Raw genomic sequence first — 18,342 nt, 5'->3', positions numbered from 1 at the left:
GAACAATAAGAAGGAGAAACGCCATGAGTGACAAGAAACCCCTGCGCGTCCTGTTCTGCATGGGCATCAACCAGAACTTCATGGATGCCCCGCGCGACGAGCAGCTCGACGTCTGGGCGGCTTTCGGCGAGATGTGGAACGGCATCCATGACATGGGCGGTGTCGAGGTGATCGGCAACATGGATGACGACCAGAGCATGGTCGGCCCGTCCAGCGGCTATCCCTGGACCACCTACCTGCTGGCCGACGTGGCGGATTACGACACCGTCGTGGCCTGCTGCAACCTGTTCCGCAGCACCGCGGTGGGCAAGGGCCCCTACAAGCTGTGGCGCTACGCCAAGGTCGAGGCGCGCATCGGTCGTGAACTGATCGTGCAGCGTGCCTGAGAGCGGTCCGATGAATGAGCTGGAGCAATTGCGGCAGCGGGTGAGCGCCCTGGAGGCGGCTCGGCAGGTCAGTGGCTGCATGCACGAGTACATGCAGCTGTGCGACTACCTCGACGAGGGCTTCGATCTCGACCCACTGCTGGCGCTGTTCACCGAGGACGCCGTCTGGGAGGGCAAGGGCAAGCGCTATGCGGCCACCTTCGGGCGCCGCGAGGGGCGCGCAGCGATCCGCGCCATGTTCGCGAAGTACACCCTGCCGCCGGCACATTTCGCCCTCAACGTGCACTTCCTGACCTCGGAGAAGGTGGAGGTACACAGCGAGACCGAGGCTGCAGGTACCTGGGTGCTTCTGCAGACCGCGACCTTTGCCGATGGTCGCTCCCAGCTCAGCTCTGCGTTGCTGAGCGTGGCTTTCCGTCGGGAAAAGGGGCGCTGGAAGATCGCCCGCTTCTGCACCACCAGCCGTTTCAACCGCCCGGTACAGAGCCCCTGGGATTGCCCGCAACCACTGCCGGTCCCCAAGGAATGACTGCCCGACGGATGCGTCCGTTTGCCAAGAATGAATAAAGAGAACAAAGCCATGAGTGAACTGATCGACATGCAGAACGTCAGCCTGAAAGCGGCCGAGCTTGTAGAAGAGGGTCGCGTGCACAAGTCCCTCTACTCCGATCCGGCGATTTTCGAGGAAGAGCTGGACAAGGTGTTCAACAGCACCTGGGTGTTCGTCGGCCACGAGAGCGAAGTGCCGGAAGCCGGCAGCTTCAAGACGGCGTACATCGGCCGCCAGCCGGTGATCCTCAGCCGTGACCGTCAGATGAATCTGCATGTACTGCAGAATCGTTGCCGCCACCGTGGTGCCACCGTCTGCGAGGCCCGCAAGGGCAAGACCAAGGCCTTCACCTGCCCGTACCACGGCTGGGGTTACGGCCTGGACGGCAGTCTGCGCGCGTTGCCGAAGCCGGAAGAATATGACGGCGTGTTCGACAAGAGCGAAATGCCGCTGGAAAGCCTGCGTGTGGAAACCTATCGGGGCATGGTGTTCGCCACCCTCAAGGACGACATCGAGCCGCTGGAAGACTTCCTCGGTGCTGCCAGGAAGTGGATCGACCTGTTCATGAAGCAGGGCGGTGGCTATCCGGTGAAGGTGCTGGGCGAGCACCGCTTCAACTTCCCTGGCAACTGGAAGATCCAGCTGGAGAACACCACCGACGCCTACCACTTCCCGATCGTGCACAAGTCCTTCGTGACCTCTCTGGACGAGGCGACGGCCGATATCTTCGATTTCCTCGACGGCGAAGGCTTCGTGGAGGACCTGGGCAACGGCCACAGCGTGATGGTGATGATTCCGCAGCTGGTGGATCTGGAGACGGATCTGGATCAGCCGATTCCGCCGCGCTTCGAGCAGCTGGCGATGGAGTTGCGAGACGAAGGCAAGTCCGAAGAGGAAGTCAGGAAGCTGGTGCGTGCCGCCCATGGTACCGGCTTCAACCTGAACCTGTTCCCGAACGTGTCCTGCTCCATGGCGTTCTTCCGCGTGCTGCGCCCCGTCAGTGTCGGCGTAACCGAGATCCAGCATGTGGCGCTGGGCGGCGAGGGGGCTCCGGCGGCATTCAATCGCAAGCGCATGCGTCTGCACGAGCACTTCCAGGGGCCGATGGGCTTCGGCACCCCGGACGACGGTGAGGCCTGGGAGCGGGTCCAGAAAGGCTCCATGGCCGGCCCCGACGGCTGGATCCTGGTCAACCGGGGCTTGAACAACCTGCACACCTCCCCCGATGGCAACGTCGCCGGCGCCGTGTGTTCGGAAACCGGCATGCGCGGTGCCTACCGCCAGTACAAGAAGATGATGGCCGCTGGAGAGGAGATCTAAGCGATGAAATCCAACACTCAACTGCTCGCGCAGGTCACCGAATTCATCGGCTATGAAGCGGACCTGCTGGACCACAAGGGCTATCAGGAATGGCTCACCCTGTGGACCGAAACCGGCCTGTACATAGTGCCGACCGATCTGAAGGAAACCGACTACCTCAATACCCTGAACCTGGCACTGGACGATGCCGCAATGCGTCGCCTGCGTGTGGCACGGCTGGAGAACGGCGAGTCGGTATCGGCCCTGTCCGTGGGCGATACGGTACGCATGATGTCGCGGGTGCGCATTCTGGAAGCCAGTGAGGAGGTGGTCATCGCCCGCTGCGCCATGACCCTCAACGAGCTGCGCCACGGTCAGCTGGTGACCTATCCGGCCAACGTGGAGTACATCCTGAAACCGAGCGCCGATGGCTTCAGGATAGAGCAGAAAGTGGTGAAGCTGCTGCACGCCGACGGCTTCCTGCGCACCGTCAGCTTCATCTTCTGAGGAGTGGCCGCATGGGTAACCCAATGCAGTCTCATATCGCGCTGGTCACCGGTGCTGCCCAGGGCCTGGGTAACCATATCGCCGCCCGCCTGCTGGCGGCGGGCTATCGGGTCGTGCTGACCGATCGCTCGCTGTCGGCGGCGCAGGCGGCCGCCCAGGCCATGGACGCCAGCGGCGAGCGGGTAATGCCGCTGGCGCTGGACGTGGCCAGCAAGGCCGCTTTCGAGGCCGCCCTGGCTGCCGTGCTGGAGCGCTGGGGCGAGCTGCAGGTGCTGGTGAACAACGCGGCGGTCACCCGGGCGACGCCGCTGATGGAGATCTCGCCGGAGGAGTTCGCCGAGGTGGTGAACATCAACCTGGGCGGCACCTTCGCCGGCTGCCAGGTGATCGGACGGCACATGGCCGACAGGGGGTACGGTCGCATCGTCAACATGGCCTCCCTTGCCGGGCAGAACGGCGGCACCTCGACCGGTGCCCACTATGCCGCCTCCAAGGGCGCCATCGTCACCCTGACCAAGGTGTTCGCCAAGGAGCTGGCCGGGCGGGGCGTGACCGTCAACGCGATAGCTCCGGGGCCGATCGAGTCGCCGATGGTCAAGGCGCTGGTTCCCGAGGAGCGCCTGCCGGGCCTGCTCGGCGCCATTCCGGTCGGGCGGCTGGGCGATGCCGATTTCATCGGCGACATGGTCGTGCAACTGGCCCGCCCGGAAGCCTACTTCACCACTGGCACGACCCTGGACATCAACGGCGGCCTATTCATGCGCTGAGGCACTTCCCATGACAAGCAGTTCTAGCAATAGCGTTATCGACGCCATCGTGACCCGGCGCGAAGACCAAACCGACGAGATCGCAGTGTTCGATCTGGCCGCGGCCGATGGCAGCCCGCTGCCGGCATTCGAGGCCGGTGCCCACATCGACGTGATCGTGGGGCCGGAGCTGATCCGCCAGTACTCTCTCAGCAATGCGCCGGGCAGTGCGGGCTACCGGCTGGGGATCCTCAATGATCCCGCCTCCCGCGGCTGTTCAAGGGAGATTCATGCCCGTCTGGAGGAGGGCAGTCGGGTGCAGATCGGTGCCCCGCGCAACCACTTTCCCCTGGACATGAGTGCCGAACACAGCCTGCTGATCGGCGGCGGCATCGGCATCACGCCGATGATCGCCATGGCGTATGCGCTCAAGGCCGCTGGCAAGTCGTTCGAGCTGCACTACTGCAGTCGCAGCAAGGACAAGGCGGCGTTCCTCGGCGAACTCCAGCGCGAATTCGGCGAATGCCTGGTGCTGCACTTCGACGATGCCGGCGAGGCCTCCCGTATCGACCCGCGCGGGCTGTGCAGCGCGGCGCGCGCGGGCAGCCACCTGTACGTCTGTGGCCCGGGCGGCTTTATGGACTGGGTGATTGAGCAGGCCAGGGCTGCCGGCCTGCCTGAGCGGCAGATCCACTTCGAGTACTTCAGTGCCGAGGTGGATGTCAGTGGCGAGGCGTTCGAGGTGTACGCCCGGACCAGTGACGTGACCGTGCAGGTAGGGCCGGACGAAAGCATCGCCATGGCACTGAAGGCCGTGGGGGTGAAGGTGCGGATGTCCTGTGAGGAGGGGGTCTGCGGAACCTGCATCTGCGATGTGCTCGAAGGCACTCCCGACCATCGCGATCGCTTCCTCACTGACGATGAAAAGGCGGACAACGACCAGATCGCGCTGTGCTGCTCGCGGGCGAGGAGTGCGCGTCTGGTGGTGGATATCTGAAAGGCAGTTGGCGTTGGTGGTTGGAGTGGTTCATTGCCCTGCCCGATCTCCTCGTTCGGGCAGAACTCAAAACAAGAAGCGAGACAATAACAATGAAAAAGATCTGGCGCGTGGCGGTAATGACGACGATGGCTGTCCTGGCTTCGGGCGTGCAGGCGGAGACCCGGCTGACAATGTCTTCGTGGTTGCCCTCGGGGCATCCGCTGGTACGGGACGTGATGGAGCCTTGGGCCAGGAGCGTGGAACAGGCAACCGAAGGCCGGGTGAAGGTGGTGATGCTGCCGTCGGCCCTGGGTCATCCGCGCGTTCACTACGATATTGCCGCCGAAGGGCAGGCCGATATCACCTACGGCGCGCATGGCTACACGCCGGGGCGCTTCGGTCTGTACAAGATGGTCGAGTTCCCCTTCGGCGGGCACAGCGCCGAAGCCACCTCGGTCGCCTACTGGCAGGTCTACAACAAGTACCTGGCCAAGGCCGGAGAGCACGACGACACCAAGCTGCTGGGCCTGTTCACCCATGGTCCGGGCCATATCCACAACAGTCGCCGCAGTGTCGGTAGCGCAGCCGACCTGAAGGGCCTGAAGCTGCGCGTCGGCGGCGGAGTGATGAACGACCTGTCCAAGGGCCTGGGCTACGTCCCGCTGCAGCAGCCTTCCTCCAGCACCTACGAGCTGCTTTCCAGTGGCGTGGCCGATGGCACCCTGTTCCCGCTGGAGTCGGTCCCCGCCTTCAACATCGTGCAGAAGGCCACCCATACCACCCTCGTGCCGGACGGGCTCTACAACTTCAGCTTCTTCGTGGTGATGAACAAGGAGCGCTTCGCAGGTCTGCCGGAACAGGATCGGGCCGCCATCGAGCAGGTTTCCGGCGAAGCCCTGGCGCGCCTGGCCGGCCATATGTGGGATGTCCAGGATGCCAAGGGACTTGAGGCGATCAAGGCCAACGGCAACGAGGTGCTGACCGCCAGCGATGCCTTCGTGGGCGAAATCCGCGCCGCCAGCCTGCCGATGGAGCAGGAGTGGCTGAAGCAGGCCGAAGCGGCTGGCGTGGATGGTGCGGCGGCCCTGGCGGAGTTCCGCCAGCTGAGCCGTGAGCTGGTCAAAAACTGACGGGGAAGCCGATGAAAGCATCTCTCAGAGCTTCAGTCGGCAGCCGGGGGGTGGTGGTACTGCTGTACCGCCACCTGCTCGGTGGAACTGCCGCAGTTGTCATGTTCCTGATGATGGCCATGACCTTGATCGATGTACTGGGCCGCTATCTGTTCTCCGCCCCGTTGAATGGCGCCTTCGAACTGACGGAGCTGATGCTGGCAGCGGTGATCTTTCTCGGCCTGGCGCTGGTCACGGCGGAGGATGGGCATATCGTGGTGGATCTGCTGGACTCCTCCATCGGCCCTCGGCTCCGGCGCATCCAGTCCCGGCTGATCGAGCTGATCAATGTCCTGGCCTTCGGCACCTTCACCTGGGTGCTGTGGCAGCACGCGCTGAAGGTGCAGCGTTTTGCCGATACCACGGCGGTGCTGCAGATCCCCATGGCCTGGCTGGCCTTCCTGATGGCGTTGACCACCGGTCTTGCGACCCTCGCCCTGATCATCCGCGCGCTGTTCGGCAGCAGCGCTCCCGTTGCCCAAGGAGAATAACCAGATGGAAGCTAGTCTGATCGGCTTTGCAGCCCTGATGGTGTTGATCCTCGCCCGGGTTCCGCTGGGAGTGGCCATGGGGATCGTCGGCGTGGTCGGTTTTGCCCTGATGCAGCAGATCGGTTACGGCAATCCGCGTGGCTGGAGCACTGCCCTGAACATGGTGGCCTCGACCGCCTTCGATACCGGTCTGGCCTACGGGCTGTCGGTGGTGCCGCTGTTCCTGCTGATGGGCAACCTGATCACCGAGTCGGGCATGTCCAGGCAGCTTTACCGCGCGGCCAATGCGTTTCTCGGGCACTTCCAGGGCGGGCTGGCGCTGGCCACCGTGGTCTCCTGCGGTGCCTTCTCCGCCGTGTGCGGCAGCTCCATGGCCACTGCGGCCACCATGTCCAAGGTGGCCATGCCGTCCATGCGCGAGTACAAGTACTCCGACAGCCTGGCGACCGGCGCCATCGCCGCCGGCGGCACACTGGGCATCCTGATTCCGCCGAGCGTGATCCTGGTGGTGTACGGCCTGATCACCGAGACGGATATCGGCAAGCTGTTCATCGCCGGGCTATTGCCGGGGGCGGTCGGCATCCTGCTCTACATGGCGGCGGTGATGGTCACGGTCCGGCTGAATCCGGGCAGCGGTCCTGCCGGTGCCCGCTCCAGCTGGAAGGAGCGGCTGATCTCCCTCAAGGGGGTCTGGGGCATCAACCTGATCTTCATCATCGTGATGGGCGGCATCTATGCCGGCATCTTCACCCCCACCGAAGCGGCCGGCATCGGAGCCGCCGGCGCCTTTCTGATCGCGCTGTTCAGCGGCAAGCTCGGCCCCGCCATGTTGTACCGCTCGCTCAGCAACGCCGTGCGGACCACCGCGATGCTGTTCTTCCTGGTGATCGGTGCGCTGGTCTTTTCCAACTTCATCAACATGACCGGCCTGCCCATGCTCCTGCGCGACTGGGTGATGGGGCAAGGCTTCAGCCTGTTCGGGGTGATCCTGGTCCTGATCGCCATCTATCTGCTGCTCGGCTGCGTGCTGGAGAGCATGTCGATGATCCTGCTGACCGTGCCGGTGTTCTATCCGATGGTGCAGGCCATGGGCATGGATCTGATCTGGTTCGGCATCCTGGTGGTGGTGGTGACCGAGATCAGCCTGATCACGCCGCCGGTCGGCATGAACGTGTTCGTGCTGCGCGGGGTGGTTCCCGACGTGAAGCTGTCGACCATCTTCCGGGGGGTGGCCCCGTTCGTGGTGGCCGATGTGGTGCGCCTGGGACTGATCGTCGGCATTCCCGCGCTGTCGCTGCTGCTGCCCCATTCGCTGGGCTGATGGGCAGGCGAAAGTTTCCTGCCGTCTTGAATTGAACCGGAGCCACCCATGAAATTCGATCCCAAGGACTTCCGCCGGGCATTGGGCAAGTTCCCCACCGGCGTCACCGTAATCACTACCCGCGATGCCGAGGGCAAGCCGATCGGCATGACCGCCAGCAGCTTCAACACCCTGTCGATCGAGCCGGCTCTGGTGCTCTGGAGCATCGACAAGGGGGCCTGGAGTCTCGAAGCCTTCACCCGGGGCAAGGCGTTCGCCATCAACGTGCTGCGCAACGACCAGGTGGACATTTCCAACCGCTTCGCCCGCCGCGGCGAGGACAAGTTCGCCGGATTGCACACGCGGGACGATGCCAATGGCTGCCCGCTGCTGCCCGGCACTTCGGCCTCGTTCGCGTGCAGGACCTGGAGTGTCTACGAGGGCGGCGACCACCTCATCATCGTGGGTGAGGTCATTGACTACGCCTACGAGGATAACGTCAGCTCGCTGGTGTTCCACAATGGCCGCTATGCGGTGCCGGAAACCCATCCGGCCGTGCAGGCGCCGACCGAGGCGCTCGAAGCCCGTGGTCTTCTCGGCGACTACCTGCTGTACCAGTTGCGCCAGACACTCAACGCCTACGCCAGCGATTTCTATCCGCGGCTGAGTCACTTCGGCGTCAGCGCCGAGGAGTGGCGGGTGCTCACCCTGCTGGCCGATGGCGAACCGATGGAGCAGGAGCAGATCTGCCGTATCGTGTCCCAGCCCCTGAAGGAGCTGGCCTCGACTGGCGAGTGGTTGCAGGAAAGAGGCCTGCTGCAGGTGGAGGGAAGTTGTTTCTTGCTCACCGAAAATGGCCAGCGGCTGGCAACTCAGCTTCTGGATACCGCGATCGAGCATGAGCAGAAGATGCTGTCGCTGCTTGAGCCCGATGAACAGGCCGGCTTGAAGGCGATGCTGAGGAAAATCTACAGCTCGATCTAGGCAGGTTTTGAAATCAGCCACTTACCGCCGCTCCCGCACAGGCAGGAGCGGCGGTAAGTGAGTTTTCGGGGTGTCCCTTGTCATTGGACAATTCGTGCGGTTATTAACCCACCAAGAGCGGATCCAGTTGCTTTTCCCAAGGTCTGAAAATGCTCGCACCTCCCCGGGAATCACTCTAGAATTTCAGCTCGATTCTTACCCGGCCCGAATGGTCGGATGCGGCCGGAGACCTAGGTGCCTGATGACCAATAAACGCAAAGCCGACATGTACGACCCGCTGAGCGAAAACTTCAAGCGCCGCGAGTTTCCCTTCTACTGGATTGCCCAGATAAATGCACTTTACAGCCAGGAGATGGAACGGCTGCTGAAGCGGATTGGCATGGATGTGCCGCGCTGGCGCATCATCATGATCCTGAAGGAGCATTCCGAGCTGAGCATATCCGACATAGCCAGCCAGGCCGTGGCGAAGTTGCCGACGACCACCAAGATCGTCTACCGCATGCGGGATGAGGGGTTGGTGAATCTGGTGACCTCCAGCGAGGATGGCCGGGTTACCCTGGTTTCGTTGACCGACAAGGGACTGGAAAGCCTGGAGCTGATTCGCGGCTCGGTCAGCAAGCTGTTCCGCCGCAGCTTCGAGGGGGTGAGTTCGGCCGAGATCCAGCGCACCAATGTGCTGCTGTCGAAGCTGTTCGATAACCTCAAGGCGCTTTCCGACTGACGACCGCTGTCCCGCCCTCCGCCTGAGGCCGCGCCCGCCGCAGGTACGGCGCTCCGTCGCTGCCTCGCCGGGCGAGCCGGCGGGGCGCCCTCGCATCCCGGCCGATCCTCCTCCCGATACTTCGTTCGCGTGCCACGTCATCTGTGCGCCGGCATCCGCCCGGCTCGCGCAAGTCCACCTGATCATCCGTCAACCCTAGATGCCCGCAGCTTCCGGCCACGCCCGGTCGATCGACATGCCAGGCGTGGGGATCAGCAAGCCGGGCAGGGCAGCGTTGCCCTCCTGATGGGCCTCGTCGAACGCCTGGCACGAACCCGCAATCGTTTGGCAGGAATCGGCAGTGCCTCCGGGGAGAATGCCGAATACATTCTTGGACCAGAGGAAGGGATCTTCGACTTGGCTTAATAACAATAGGTATAAAAAATGCGGATAGTCCGAAATCTTGCGCGGAGCGTAACGCTTCTTGGCGTATCTCTGATGGGGCTTAGTCATGCATTCGCTGACCTGCCTGCGGATAACATTGGTCAGGCTGAACTTGCTTTTCCGCCTGAGCCACATCGCGCCTACATTGTCGACGTCGAATTCGAGAGCATGGTCGCCGGGCGTGTAGTGGTGGTCGATCCGGATCAGAAGTGCATGCTTGGCATGGTCAGCACCGGTTTCACGGCACCGTCCACATTGAGTCGCGACGGCAAGCTGTTGTACACCGCCGACCTTTTCTACTCTCGTGGCACCCGTGGAACTCGCACTGATGTGCTGACTGCCTGGGATACCAGCACTCTGTCGCCGTCCTGGGAAGTTGTTATTCCTTCCAAGCGTTCCATGTCGCTGACGCAGCGCTACAGCATCGGGACCAGCGCAGACGATCTCTTCGTTTATATCTACAACTTCACGCCCTCGACTTCGATCACCGTGGTCAACGCCGAGAGCAGGTCGGTGGTCGGTGAGCTGGCGATTCCTGGCTGTGTTCTCAGTCAGCCTGTTGGCAAGCGCCGCCTTGCGTCGTTGTGCGGGAATGGGAGCATTCAGCTGATCACGCTGGATGACGCCGGCAAGGAGGTGGCGCGCAGTCAGACCAGGTTCTTCGATCCGGATGCCGAAAAGTTGGTTGAACGTGCGGTAAACGTTGGTGACACGTATTACTACACGACTACTACCGGCACCATTTACCGGCACCATTCGTGCGGTCGACCTGTCTGGCAAGGAGCCGAGGATTCTCCCGGCCTGGGAGCTGGTGCAGCGGGAAGCCGACAAGAAGGCCGGCTGGGCGCCTGGTGGCTGGCAACTGATGGCAGTCGCTCCGAAGCTGAATCGCCTCTACGTGTTGATGCATGACGCCCACGAGCCGATGAAGTGGGAAGACCCGAGCCCGATCATCTGGGCTTATGACCTCAAGACCCACAAGCAGATCGGCACTCTGGAAGCGCCCATCCCCGTGTGGAGTCTGCGCGCCACCACCGACGACCGGCCGCTGTTGCTGGGCACCAACGTCGAGGGTGGTCTGGAGATCTTCGACCTGCTCAGTGGCAAGCACACCGGGACCATGGACAAGATCACCAAGACACCGAGCCAGGTTCTCAGCCACTGACGAGGTGTGCCATGCAGCCTGATCCGATCTTCGTCATAGCTGCCGCCCTCGCGGTGGCGGTGATCCTGGCCAGCGCCGCGAGCCACAAGCTGCGCGCCCCCGCCCGCTTCGCCAACCAGGTGGATGACTATCAGTTGCTGCCCCGGGGCCTGGTGCGCCCGGTGTCGCGACTGCTGCCAGTCATCGAAGCGGCAGTGGCCATCGCCCTGCTGGTGCCCGCCAGTCGCCAGCTGGCCGCCCTGGCCGCCGCCGCGCTGTTGGCCGGCTACGGGCTGGCGATCGCCATCAACCTGCGGCGCGGCCGTCACGACATCGACTGCGGATGCGCCGGGCCGAACCAGGCCCAGCCGATCCGCCCGGTACTGCTGTTGCGCAACGCGGCGCTGGTGGGCCTGGCGCTGCTCGCCAGCCTCGTCCCGCACGGCCGTGAGCTTGGGGGCTTCGACGGCTTCGTCGCGATCGCCGCCAGTGCCGCAGCCCTGCTCCTCCATGCCACTGCCGAGGGCCTGCTGGCCAACGGTCCCCGTCTGCTCAAACTCATTGGAAGGTGAATCATGGAAGCTCTGTTCGTTTCCAACATTCTGCTCTGGTTTCTTCTGATCGCGCTGGCTTTCGCCGTCATGGGGCTCGTTCGCCAGATTGGCGTACTCCACGGCCGCTTGGCTCCCGCCGTGGCCTTGATGGTCGACAAGGGCGTAGCGGTCAACGAGCCCGCCCCCCGGGTGACCGCAGCCGACCGCCAGGGTCGCCCGGTCAACTTCGGCTATGCCGGCGAGAAAGCCCGGCTGCTGTTCTTCCTCTCGCCCACCTGCCCGATCTGCAAGTCCCTGCTGCCGGCCATCAAGTCCATCGCCAGGAACCAGGCCGACCGCCTCGAGGTGATCTACGTCAGCGACGGCGACATGGAGGCCCAGCAGACGCTGATTGCCGAACATCAGCTGGAGAACGCCACCTACGTGGTGGGCCCGGAAGTGGGCATGACCTACCAGATCGGCAAGCTGCCCTATGCCGCCCTGATCGACAAGGCTGGCGTGTTGCGCGCCAAGGGGCTGGTGAATTCCCGCGAGCACCTGGACAGCCTGTTCGAGGCCGAGCATCTGGGCAGCGCAACCCTGCAGCAATACCTGAACGACCACTCGCACGCCAACGGCGCGCACAGCCACTGAAAACGGAGCATTCAATGAAACTGCTTGATCGTCTGTTCGAACGCTCCGCGCGTCACGTCGCCGACACCACTTCGCGCCGCAACTTCCTCGGCCGAATCGGATCGCTGATGGTGGTCGGTGCGGCTCTGCCTGTCCTGCTGCCCATCGACCGCACCTCCAAGGCTCTCGCCGCCGAGGCGCCCAGGGCCGGCGACCCGGGTGATCCCAACAGCTGCGACTACTGGCGCTACTGCTCCGTCGATGGCTTCCTGTGCAGCTGCTGCGGCGGCTCCGCCACCTCCTGCCCGCCCGGTACCGAGGTGTCCCAGGTGAGCTGGATCGGCACCTGTCGCAACCCGGCTGACGGCAAGGACTACATCATTTCCTACAACGACTGTTGCGGTAAGCAAAGCTGCGGCCAGTGCGCCTGTACCCGTAACGACAGCGAGGAGCCCGCTTACCGTCCGTTCAACAACAACGACGTGAACTGGTGCCTGGGTTCCGCTTCGAAGATCTATCACTGCACGGTCGCGGCGATTCGCGGCGTTGCTGCCTGATGCGGAGGGGCAACCATGCGTTACCTGGCATTAGGGCTCGTTTTCATCATGGCCGCCCCCTTGGCTCTCGCCCGTGCGATTCCCGATCCTGCGCAAAAGCCTGCTCCCGGCAACGAGGCGCCACAAACGCCCATTGCCGTAGCCGGCTACAGTTCCGCGGTCAATTACCAACTGCAGTGCGAGGGATGTCACCTCGGCGATGGGACGGGCTCGGCGGCCAATGACACGCCGAAGATGAAGGGCTTCGTCGGCAATTTCCTCAAGGTGGACGGCGGGCGCGAGTTCCTGGTGCGGGTGCCGGGCGTGTCCCAGTCGGCGCTGAACAATGCCCAGGTGGCTGATCTGTTGAACTGGATGATGCGCGCCGACGGCATTGCGGGCGGCAGCGCTCCGCAGGACTACCGGCCCTACAGCGAGGCTGAAGTGGCAGAAATCCGGGGCAAGCCGATCCTCGATCTGCCTCAGGCCAGAGCCGGCATGATCGAGCAGATGCGCGTGCAGGGAATTGCCATCGACGATGGGGTCACCAATTGAGTTCGGTCGGGCTCCTGGCTGCCGAAGGCAAAGCCTGGTCGGCCTCTGCGGGGCTGACAGGAGCCTTCGGCGGGCTCGAGGGTGAGTTGAATCTGGTTGTAGGGAAAATGCGAGTTTATTTATGAGTCAGGTCACTCTCTTGCCTGTGGTCAAGGCATTCATCGCCAAAGGCCACGGCAGTTTCATCGATGGACAGACGCAGTTTTCGGCGGCTGCTGCTTGCCTTCCGGTAATCGACCCGTCAACCGGGCAGACCATGGCTTCGGTCCACTCTGCTTCGGCAGAGGACGTCGATGCGGCCGTGGCAAGTGCCCGAAAGGCATTCCACGGCGTCTGGGCGGATACCCCTCCCAGCCAGAAAGGCTATCTCCTGAGCAGGCTCGCCGATTTGCTGGAGGCGCATGGAGAGGAGCTGGCCCAGCTCGAGAGCCTGTGCTCGGGCAAGTCGATCCATGTCTCGCGAGCGATCGAGGTAGGGCAGAGCGCGGCCTTCCTGCGCTATTACGCCGGATGGGCGAGCAAGATCAATGGCGAAACGATCAGCCCGTCGTTCCCGTCCATGGCCGGCGAGCGCTATAGCGCCTTCACCCTGCGCGAGCCGGTCGGCGTCGTGGCCGGGATCGTGCCTTGGAATTTCGCGGTGATGATCGGCATCTGGAAGATTGCCTCGGCCCTGGTCACCGGCTGCACCGTGGTGCTCAAGCCCAGCGAATATACGCCGCTGACGCTGCTGAGAATTGCCGAGCTGGCAATCGAGGCGGGGATACCGGCGGGTGTCATCAATGTGCTGACTGGCGATGGCGCCGTCGGACAGCGTCTGACGACACATGCCGGGATTTCGAAGGTCTCTCTGACGGGCTCAGTGGCCACGGGAAAGGCGGTTGGAAAAAGCGCCATGGATGCGAACCTCAAGCGCGTCACCCTGGAGTTGGGCGGGAAGAATCCCGCTGGCCTGCTGCAGGACGTGGATGCGGATCTGGCTGTTGCCGGGTTGATCCTTGGTGCCTATACCCATCAGGGGCAGATCTGTGCGTCCCCGGAAAGAATCTTCGTGCACCGGTCGCGTATCGACGAAGTGATCGACAAGATGGCGAAAGGTCTTCAGCAGATGAAGATCGGCTCGCCGCTCGATGAGAGCGTCAATTTCGGTCCGCTGGCCAACCGGGCGCATTATGAAAAGGTCCTGGGGTTCTTCAACTGTGCGCACGCTGAAAGCAGCGTGATTTGCGGTGGGAGGGCAATCGAGCGCCCCGGCTACTTTGTCGAGCCGACGATTGTTCTGGCCGGGAATCGTGACGACAGACTGCTGCATGAGGAGACATTCGGGCCGGTGACCTGTTTCCTGCCGTTTGATGATGATGAAGAGCTCGTGGACTTGATGAATGACAGCCCGTTTGGCCTGACGGCAAGCATCTGGACCAATAACCTGTCCAAGGCCTTCCGGATGGTTCCGCGAATCGAGGCGGGTACGGTCTGGATCAACATGCACACCTTCCTGGATCCGGCGGTTCCCTTCGGTGGGGTCAAGGGTTCTGGAATCGGTCGTGAGTTCGGCGGGGCGTTCATTGATGACTATACCGAGCTGAAGTCCGTGATATTGAGGTATTGATGATTGCTCACGGCGTTCCGGCTTGAGCTGTAGCGCTCCTGCATGAGTGGCGCCCTGGGGGGGGGAAGGCTAAAAGCTTGACATTTCATGTGATTGGTCTAGCTTCTGTTGGGCGGTGTGGTGCGCAGGGCTCTCTGGAGAGCCTTGTTCACGCACATGCGCTCGAGGACCGGGACTCCTTGGCAGGACGTGGCTGGCCAGACAGAAAGGGTGATGCCGCTACTGGAGCGATGCAGACTTGCAGACGGCGGTTAGCACTTGGACGAAGATTCTGCCCGCGAGCATGCCCCGTCAGGATGCGCAAGTTTTCCCGGTGTGACGACCCGGCAGGCAGTCCTCACGGCCAACCAGGGACTGGTCGTAGTGGGAGCCATTGTCTGGGGAGGCAAACAAGGTTCGCGAGTCTTTTATGGGCACTACAAGAAAAACAAATATTGCCGGCTTTGAAGAGTGGTGCGGTCGCATCAATCAGGCATGCGGCTGCTTTGCCGCAAAGCCCCTGGGAGTGGGTTTTCAGGGGGCCGTGCGTACGCACAGGAACGGCGCGCTCAACCTGAGCATTGTCGACGCCGCACAAGCCCAGTTGTATCGCGGCGAGCATGAGGTGATGCGCGGAGGTACCGATATCTATTACGCGGGTTTCCAGTTGCAGGGCTCTGCCCGCATGCAGCAGGCCGGCAGAATCGTCACGCTCATGCCGGGAGACATCATCCTGATCGACTCCACTCGGCCAAGCAGCTTTATCTATGGGGACCACTCCCGGCAGCTTTCCCTGGTCCTTCCCAGGCATTGTGTCGAGCAGGGCCTGGGGCCCGCAGATGCTCTCGGTGGCCTGCACATCTCCGCGGACTCTCCACTAGCTGTGTTGGCTGCGCGCCTGGTGCTTGAGTCGAGTCGCCAGGAGAGCATGGACGAGAAGGAGAGCGAAGCTGCTCTGGGCGCACTGGTGAATCTGCTGCGTCCGGTCATAAGGAGCTCCGAGCTGGATACCGATGTGCATGAGCGGATGTATCAGAAAGCCATTCGGTATATCGAGCAGAACATCCGCTCCGAGACACTGTGCCCGGAGTCGCTTGCACGGGAGGTGGGGGTTTCCGTTCGGGGCTTGTATCGAATATTCGCCGGGAAGGGTATGGGCGTTGGGGCGTATATCAGGAGTCGCCGCCTGGATCTCTGTGCGGAAAGCATTCGTAGCGCGGGTAATGGGCAGAAAATTTCGTCTCATGCCTATGCTTGGGGCTTTTCGGACGTCAGTCACTTCATCAATGCTTTCAAGGGGCGTTTCGGGATTACTCCAGGAGAGTATCGCCGGCGTCATATCTGAGCTTTTCTGAATGGGCTCCGGTGTTTTTGGCCATGCCGCCTAAATCCGCCGGCCGGAGGCGAACCAGCCGGTCCGGCCGCCACCTTCGGCCGCGACCTGACGGTGGACAACGGTTTCCGCGAGGACAGCCGGGTCAACCTGCGTCTGCTCTACGCGTTCTGAGTGCGGATTAGGGGCTGTCGGGCGGTGGCCATGGCGCGTCTAGTCGGTATCGCCCGGCGGATAACCGCTAGAATGCCGGGCCTGGGCAATGGTGCTCGCCGCCGTTGCCTGTCCCCCTTCGGGTCGAGCCGATCGACCCTCTTGCGAGGCTGCCCATGAAACGTTTTGTCCTGCTCGACACCGCCGCGATTCCCGACAACGGCGGCGCCCTGTGCCTGTTCGAGCACGGCGACGACTTCGTGATCAAGATCCAGGGCGGCCACGGTGGCCAGTTGATGAACACGCGCATGCACGGCTCGGAAGACGCCCTGGCCGAGATCCCCTGCAAGAAGGTCGCCGCGCGGCCCAGCCCGCGGGTGCTGATCGGCGGCCTGGGCATGGGCTTCACCCTGGCCTCCGCGCTCAGGCACCTGGGCGACAACGGCGAGGTGGTGGTGGCCGAGCTGGTGCCCGGGGTGATCGAGTGGAACCGCGGCCCGCTGGGCGAGAAGTCCGGCTACCCGCTGCGCGACCCGCGCGCCCGGGTGGTCAACGAGGATGTCGCCAGAGTGCTGCAGGCCGAGCCGCAGGGCTTCGATGCGATCATGCTGGACGTCGACAACGGCCCCGAGGGGCTGACCCAGCAGGCCAACAACTGGCTGTATTCCCTCGACGGCCTGAACGCCTGCGCCCGCGCCCTGCGTCCGCGCGGCATCCTTGCCGTGTGGTCGGCCAGCGCCGACCGTGCCTTCTCCGCCCGCCTGGGCAAGGCCGGCTTCAAGGCCGAGGAGGTCAAGGTCTACGCCCACGGCAACAAGGGCACCCGCCACACCATCTGGATCGCGGAAAAGCGCCAGGGCTGAGCGGGCGCGGCGCCGCTGGTCCTGTCGGCTTTCGTGTCGGGCGATCCGCGACTTTACTTCCCGGGGCGTGGCCTGCGACCGGCCATGCCGTCTGGCCGCGGTATCCGGACGCCAGGCGAACCGGGGCCGTGCACGGCCCGGAGGTGTGACGATGAATGTCCGCAAAGACAGCCTCGGCAACCCGCTGAGCGGGGCGCAGCCATCCAGCGTGCAGCACTACGAGCAGGCGCTGCACCAGTTCCAGTGCTACTGCGGCGATCCGCTGGCGACGATCGACGCCGCCATCGCCGAGCGTCCCGATTTCGTCATGGGCCGGGTACTGCACGCCTGGCTCCATCTGCTGGGCACCGAGCCACTCGGGCTGCCGGTGGCGCGCGACGACCTGGAGCAGGCGCGCCAGTGGCCGGCCAACCCGCGCGAGCAGGCGCATCTGGCCGCCATCGGCCGGCTGGTCGACGGGCACTGGCATGCGGCGCGGCGCATCCTCGAGGACCTGACCCTCGACCATCCCCTCGACGGCCTCGGCCTGCTGGCCGGCCATGTCCTCGACTTCTACGTCGGCGATGCGCGCATGCTGCGCGACCGCATCACCCGCGCCTTTCCCGCCTGGTCGCCGGCGATGCCGGGCTACCACGCGCTGCTTGGCATGCACGCCTTCGGCCTGGAGGAGTGCGGTGCCTACGCCCGTGCCTCGGCCAGCGGCCACGCCGCCCTGCTGCTGGAGCCGCGCGATGCCTGGGCGCACCACGCCGTGACCCACGTGCTGGAGATGCAGGGCCGCCAGCACGAAGGCATCGCCTGGATGCGCGACCGCCAGCGGCAGTGGGCCGAGGACAACTTCTTCGCCATCCACAACTGGTGGCACCTGGCGCTGTTCCATCTCGACCTCGGCGATACCGCCAGCGTGCTGGAGCTGTTCGACAGTGCCATAGCCGCCAGCCAGTCGCCGCTGGCGCTCGACCTGGTGGACGCCTCGGCGCTGCTCTGGCGCCTGCATCTGCTCGGCGCCGATGTCGGCGAGCGCTGGCAGGGGGTGGCGGAGCGTTGGCAGGCCTTCGCCGACAGCGGCCACTACGCCTTCAACGACGCCCACGCGATGATGGCCTTCGCCTGCGCCGGGTGCAGCGAGGCGGTCCGGACCCTGCAGGCCGCCCAGCAACGGGCGATGCAGGGCGATGGCGACAACGCGCGGTTCACCCGCGACGTCGGCGCACCGCTGTGCCAGGCGCTGCTCGCCTTCGTCGAGGGGCAACCGGCCCGCACCGTGGAACTGCTGCGCCCGTTGCGCGGCATCGCCCACCGTTTCGGCGGCAGCCACGCGCAGCGCGACCTCATCGACCTGACGCTGCTCGAGGCCGCCCTGCGTGACGGCCAGCTGGCGCTGGCCCGCGGCCTGGCCGCCGAGCGCGTCGACGCCAAGCCGGGCAGCCCGGCCGCGCGGGTGCTGCT

At 63.9% G+C, this 18,342-nt stretch carries 20 protein-coding genes and 1 pseudogene; 20 read left to right on the top strand and 1 reads right to left on the bottom strand.

Features of this window, described 5'->3' with window-relative positions; genetic code table 11:
- Nucleotides 1–23: 23 nt before the first annotated feature.
- The 11 genes from E5198_RS12330 (at nucleotide 24) to E5198_RS12280 (ending at nucleotide 9,132) form a co-directional block, all read left to right on the top strand.
- The gene (locus E5198_RS12330; protein WP_136490293.1) at nucleotides 24–386 is read left to right on the top strand and encodes an IacB protein; all 363 of its coding nucleotides are present in this window, start codon (nucleotides 24–26) and stop codon (nucleotides 384–386) included.
- Nucleotides 387–396: 10 nt separating this feature from the next.
- Nucleotides 397–915: a nuclear transport factor 2 family protein gene (locus E5198_RS12325; protein ID WP_168772528.1), complete on the top strand. Its 519-nt coding sequence runs from the start codon at nucleotides 397–399 to the stop codon at nucleotides 913–915.
- A 51-nt stretch (nucleotides 916–966) separates the two neighbouring features.
- Nucleotides 967–2,256 carry a Rieske 2Fe-2S domain-containing protein gene (locus E5198_RS12320; RefSeq protein ID WP_136490291.1) on the top strand — a complete coding sequence of 430 codons (1,290 nt, stop codon included), beginning with the start codon at nucleotides 967–969 and terminating at the stop codon, nucleotides 2,254–2,256.
- Between the two features lie 3 nt (nucleotides 2,257–2,259).
- Nucleotides 2,260–2,742 (top strand): aromatic-ring-hydroxylating dioxygenase subunit beta, encoded by a 483-nt coding sequence (locus E5198_RS12315; RefSeq protein ID WP_136490290.1) that lies wholly within the window; start codon nucleotides 2,260–2,262, stop codon nucleotides 2,740–2,742.
- Between the two features lie 23 nt (nucleotides 2,743–2,765).
- Nucleotides 2,766–3,509, top strand: coding sequence for an SDR family NAD(P)-dependent oxidoreductase (locus tag E5198_RS12310; protein WP_136490289.1), 744 nt, complete (start codon nucleotides 2,766–2,768; stop codon nucleotides 3,507–3,509).
- A gap of 10 nt (nucleotides 3,510–3,519) precedes the next feature.
- Entirely contained in the window at nucleotides 3,520–4,485 is a 966-nt protein-coding gene (locus E5198_RS12305) for a PDR/VanB family oxidoreductase (RefSeq protein ID WP_136490288.1), read from the top strand.
- A gap of 92 nt (nucleotides 4,486–4,577) precedes the next feature.
- Nucleotides 4,578–5,597 (top strand): TRAP transporter substrate-binding protein, encoded by a 1,020-nt coding sequence (locus tag E5198_RS12300; protein WP_136490287.1) that lies wholly within the window; start codon nucleotides 4,578–4,580, stop codon nucleotides 5,595–5,597.
- Nucleotides 5,598–5,608: 11 nt separating this feature from the next.
- A complete protein-coding gene (locus tag E5198_RS12295; RefSeq protein ID WP_136490286.1) occupies nucleotides 5,609–6,127 on the top strand; it encodes a TRAP transporter small permease in 519 nt (172 codons plus the stop codon).
- Nucleotides 6,128–6,131: 4 nt separating this feature from the next.
- On the top strand, nucleotides 6,132–7,448 hold the full coding sequence (locus tag E5198_RS12290; protein ID WP_136490285.1) for a TRAP transporter large permease: 1,317 nt from the start codon (nucleotides 6,132–6,134) through the stop codon (nucleotides 7,446–7,448).
- Nucleotides 7,449–7,496: 48 nt separating this feature from the next.
- The gene (locus E5198_RS12285) at nucleotides 7,497–8,411 is read left to right on the top strand and encodes a flavin reductase (protein WP_136490284.1); all 915 of its coding nucleotides are present in this window, start codon (nucleotides 7,497–7,499) and stop codon (nucleotides 8,409–8,411) included.
- A gap of 241 nt (nucleotides 8,412–8,652) precedes the next feature.
- The gene (locus E5198_RS12280) at nucleotides 8,653–9,132 is read left to right on the top strand and encodes a MarR family winged helix-turn-helix transcriptional regulator (protein ID WP_136490283.1); all 480 of its coding nucleotides are present in this window, start codon (nucleotides 8,653–8,655) and stop codon (nucleotides 9,130–9,132) included.
- Between the two features lie 195 nt (nucleotides 9,133–9,327).
- Here E5198_RS12280 and E5198_RS21555 read toward each other — a convergent pair whose 3' ends face one another.
- Nucleotides 9,328–9,624, bottom strand: a complete 297-nt coding sequence (locus E5198_RS21555; RefSeq protein WP_168772527.1) for a hypothetical protein — start codon at nucleotides 9,622–9,624, stop codon at nucleotides 9,328–9,330.
- On the opposite strand from E5198_RS21555, the pseudogene E5198_RS12275 reads away from it, so the two are divergent.
- The 9 genes and pseudogenes from E5198_RS12275 to E5198_RS12235 form a co-directional block, all read left to right on the top strand.
- Nucleotides 9,556–10,720, top strand: a pseudogene (locus tag E5198_RS12275) (amine dehydrogenase large subunit). The gene E5198_RS21555 and the pseudogene E5198_RS12275 overlap by 69 nt on opposite strands.
- 11 nt (nucleotides 10,721–10,731) lie before the next feature.
- A complete protein-coding gene (locus E5198_RS12270) occupies nucleotides 10,732–11,271 on the top strand; it encodes a MauE/DoxX family redox-associated membrane protein (protein ID WP_136490282.1) in 540 nt (179 codons plus the stop codon).
- A 3-nt stretch (nucleotides 11,272–11,274) separates the two neighbouring features.
- Nucleotides 11,275–11,886, top strand: a complete 612-nt coding sequence (gene mauD, locus E5198_RS12265; RefSeq protein ID WP_136490281.1) for a methylamine dehydrogenase accessory protein MauD — start codon at nucleotides 11,275–11,277, stop codon at nucleotides 11,884–11,886.
- Between the two features lie 14 nt (nucleotides 11,887–11,900).
- Nucleotides 11,901–12,422, top strand: coding sequence for a methylamine dehydrogenase light chain (locus E5198_RS12260; RefSeq protein ID WP_136490280.1), 522 nt, complete (start codon nucleotides 11,901–11,903; stop codon nucleotides 12,420–12,422).
- 15 nt (nucleotides 12,423–12,437) lie between these two features.
- Nucleotides 12,438–12,956: a cytochrome C gene (locus E5198_RS12255; RefSeq protein WP_136490279.1), complete on the top strand. Its 519-nt coding sequence runs from the start codon at nucleotides 12,438–12,440 to the stop codon at nucleotides 12,954–12,956.
- A gap of 121 nt (nucleotides 12,957–13,077) precedes the next feature.
- On the top strand, nucleotides 13,078–14,565 hold the full coding sequence (locus E5198_RS12250) for an aldehyde dehydrogenase family protein (RefSeq protein ID WP_136490278.1): 1,488 nt from the start codon (nucleotides 13,078–13,080) through the stop codon (nucleotides 14,563–14,565).
- Between the two features lie 409 nt (nucleotides 14,566–14,974).
- The gene (feaR, locus tag E5198_RS12245) at nucleotides 14,975–15,889 is read left to right on the top strand and encodes a transcriptional regulator FeaR (protein ID WP_136490277.1); all 915 of its coding nucleotides are present in this window, start codon (nucleotides 14,975–14,977) and stop codon (nucleotides 15,887–15,889) included.
- Nucleotides 15,890–16,206: 317 nt separating this feature from the next.
- Nucleotides 16,207–16,893, top strand: coding sequence for a spermidine synthase (locus tag E5198_RS12240; RefSeq protein ID WP_136490276.1), 687 nt, complete (start codon nucleotides 16,207–16,209; stop codon nucleotides 16,891–16,893).
- Between the two features lie 151 nt (nucleotides 16,894–17,044).
- The coding region (locus E5198_RS12235) for a tetratricopeptide repeat protein (protein WP_136490275.1) at nucleotides 17,045–18,342 on the top strand (1,298 nt) is incomplete at its 3' end.

Origin of the sequence: Pseudomonas sp. A-1 (genome assembly GCF_004801855.1) — a bacterium.
In the GTDB taxonomy this organism is placed as follows: Bacteria; Pseudomonadota; Gammaproteobacteria; order Pseudomonadales; family Pseudomonadaceae; genus Geopseudomonas.
Note: the sequence above shows the minus strand (reverse complement) of the source record. Positions and strands in the feature narration are given on the sequence as shown.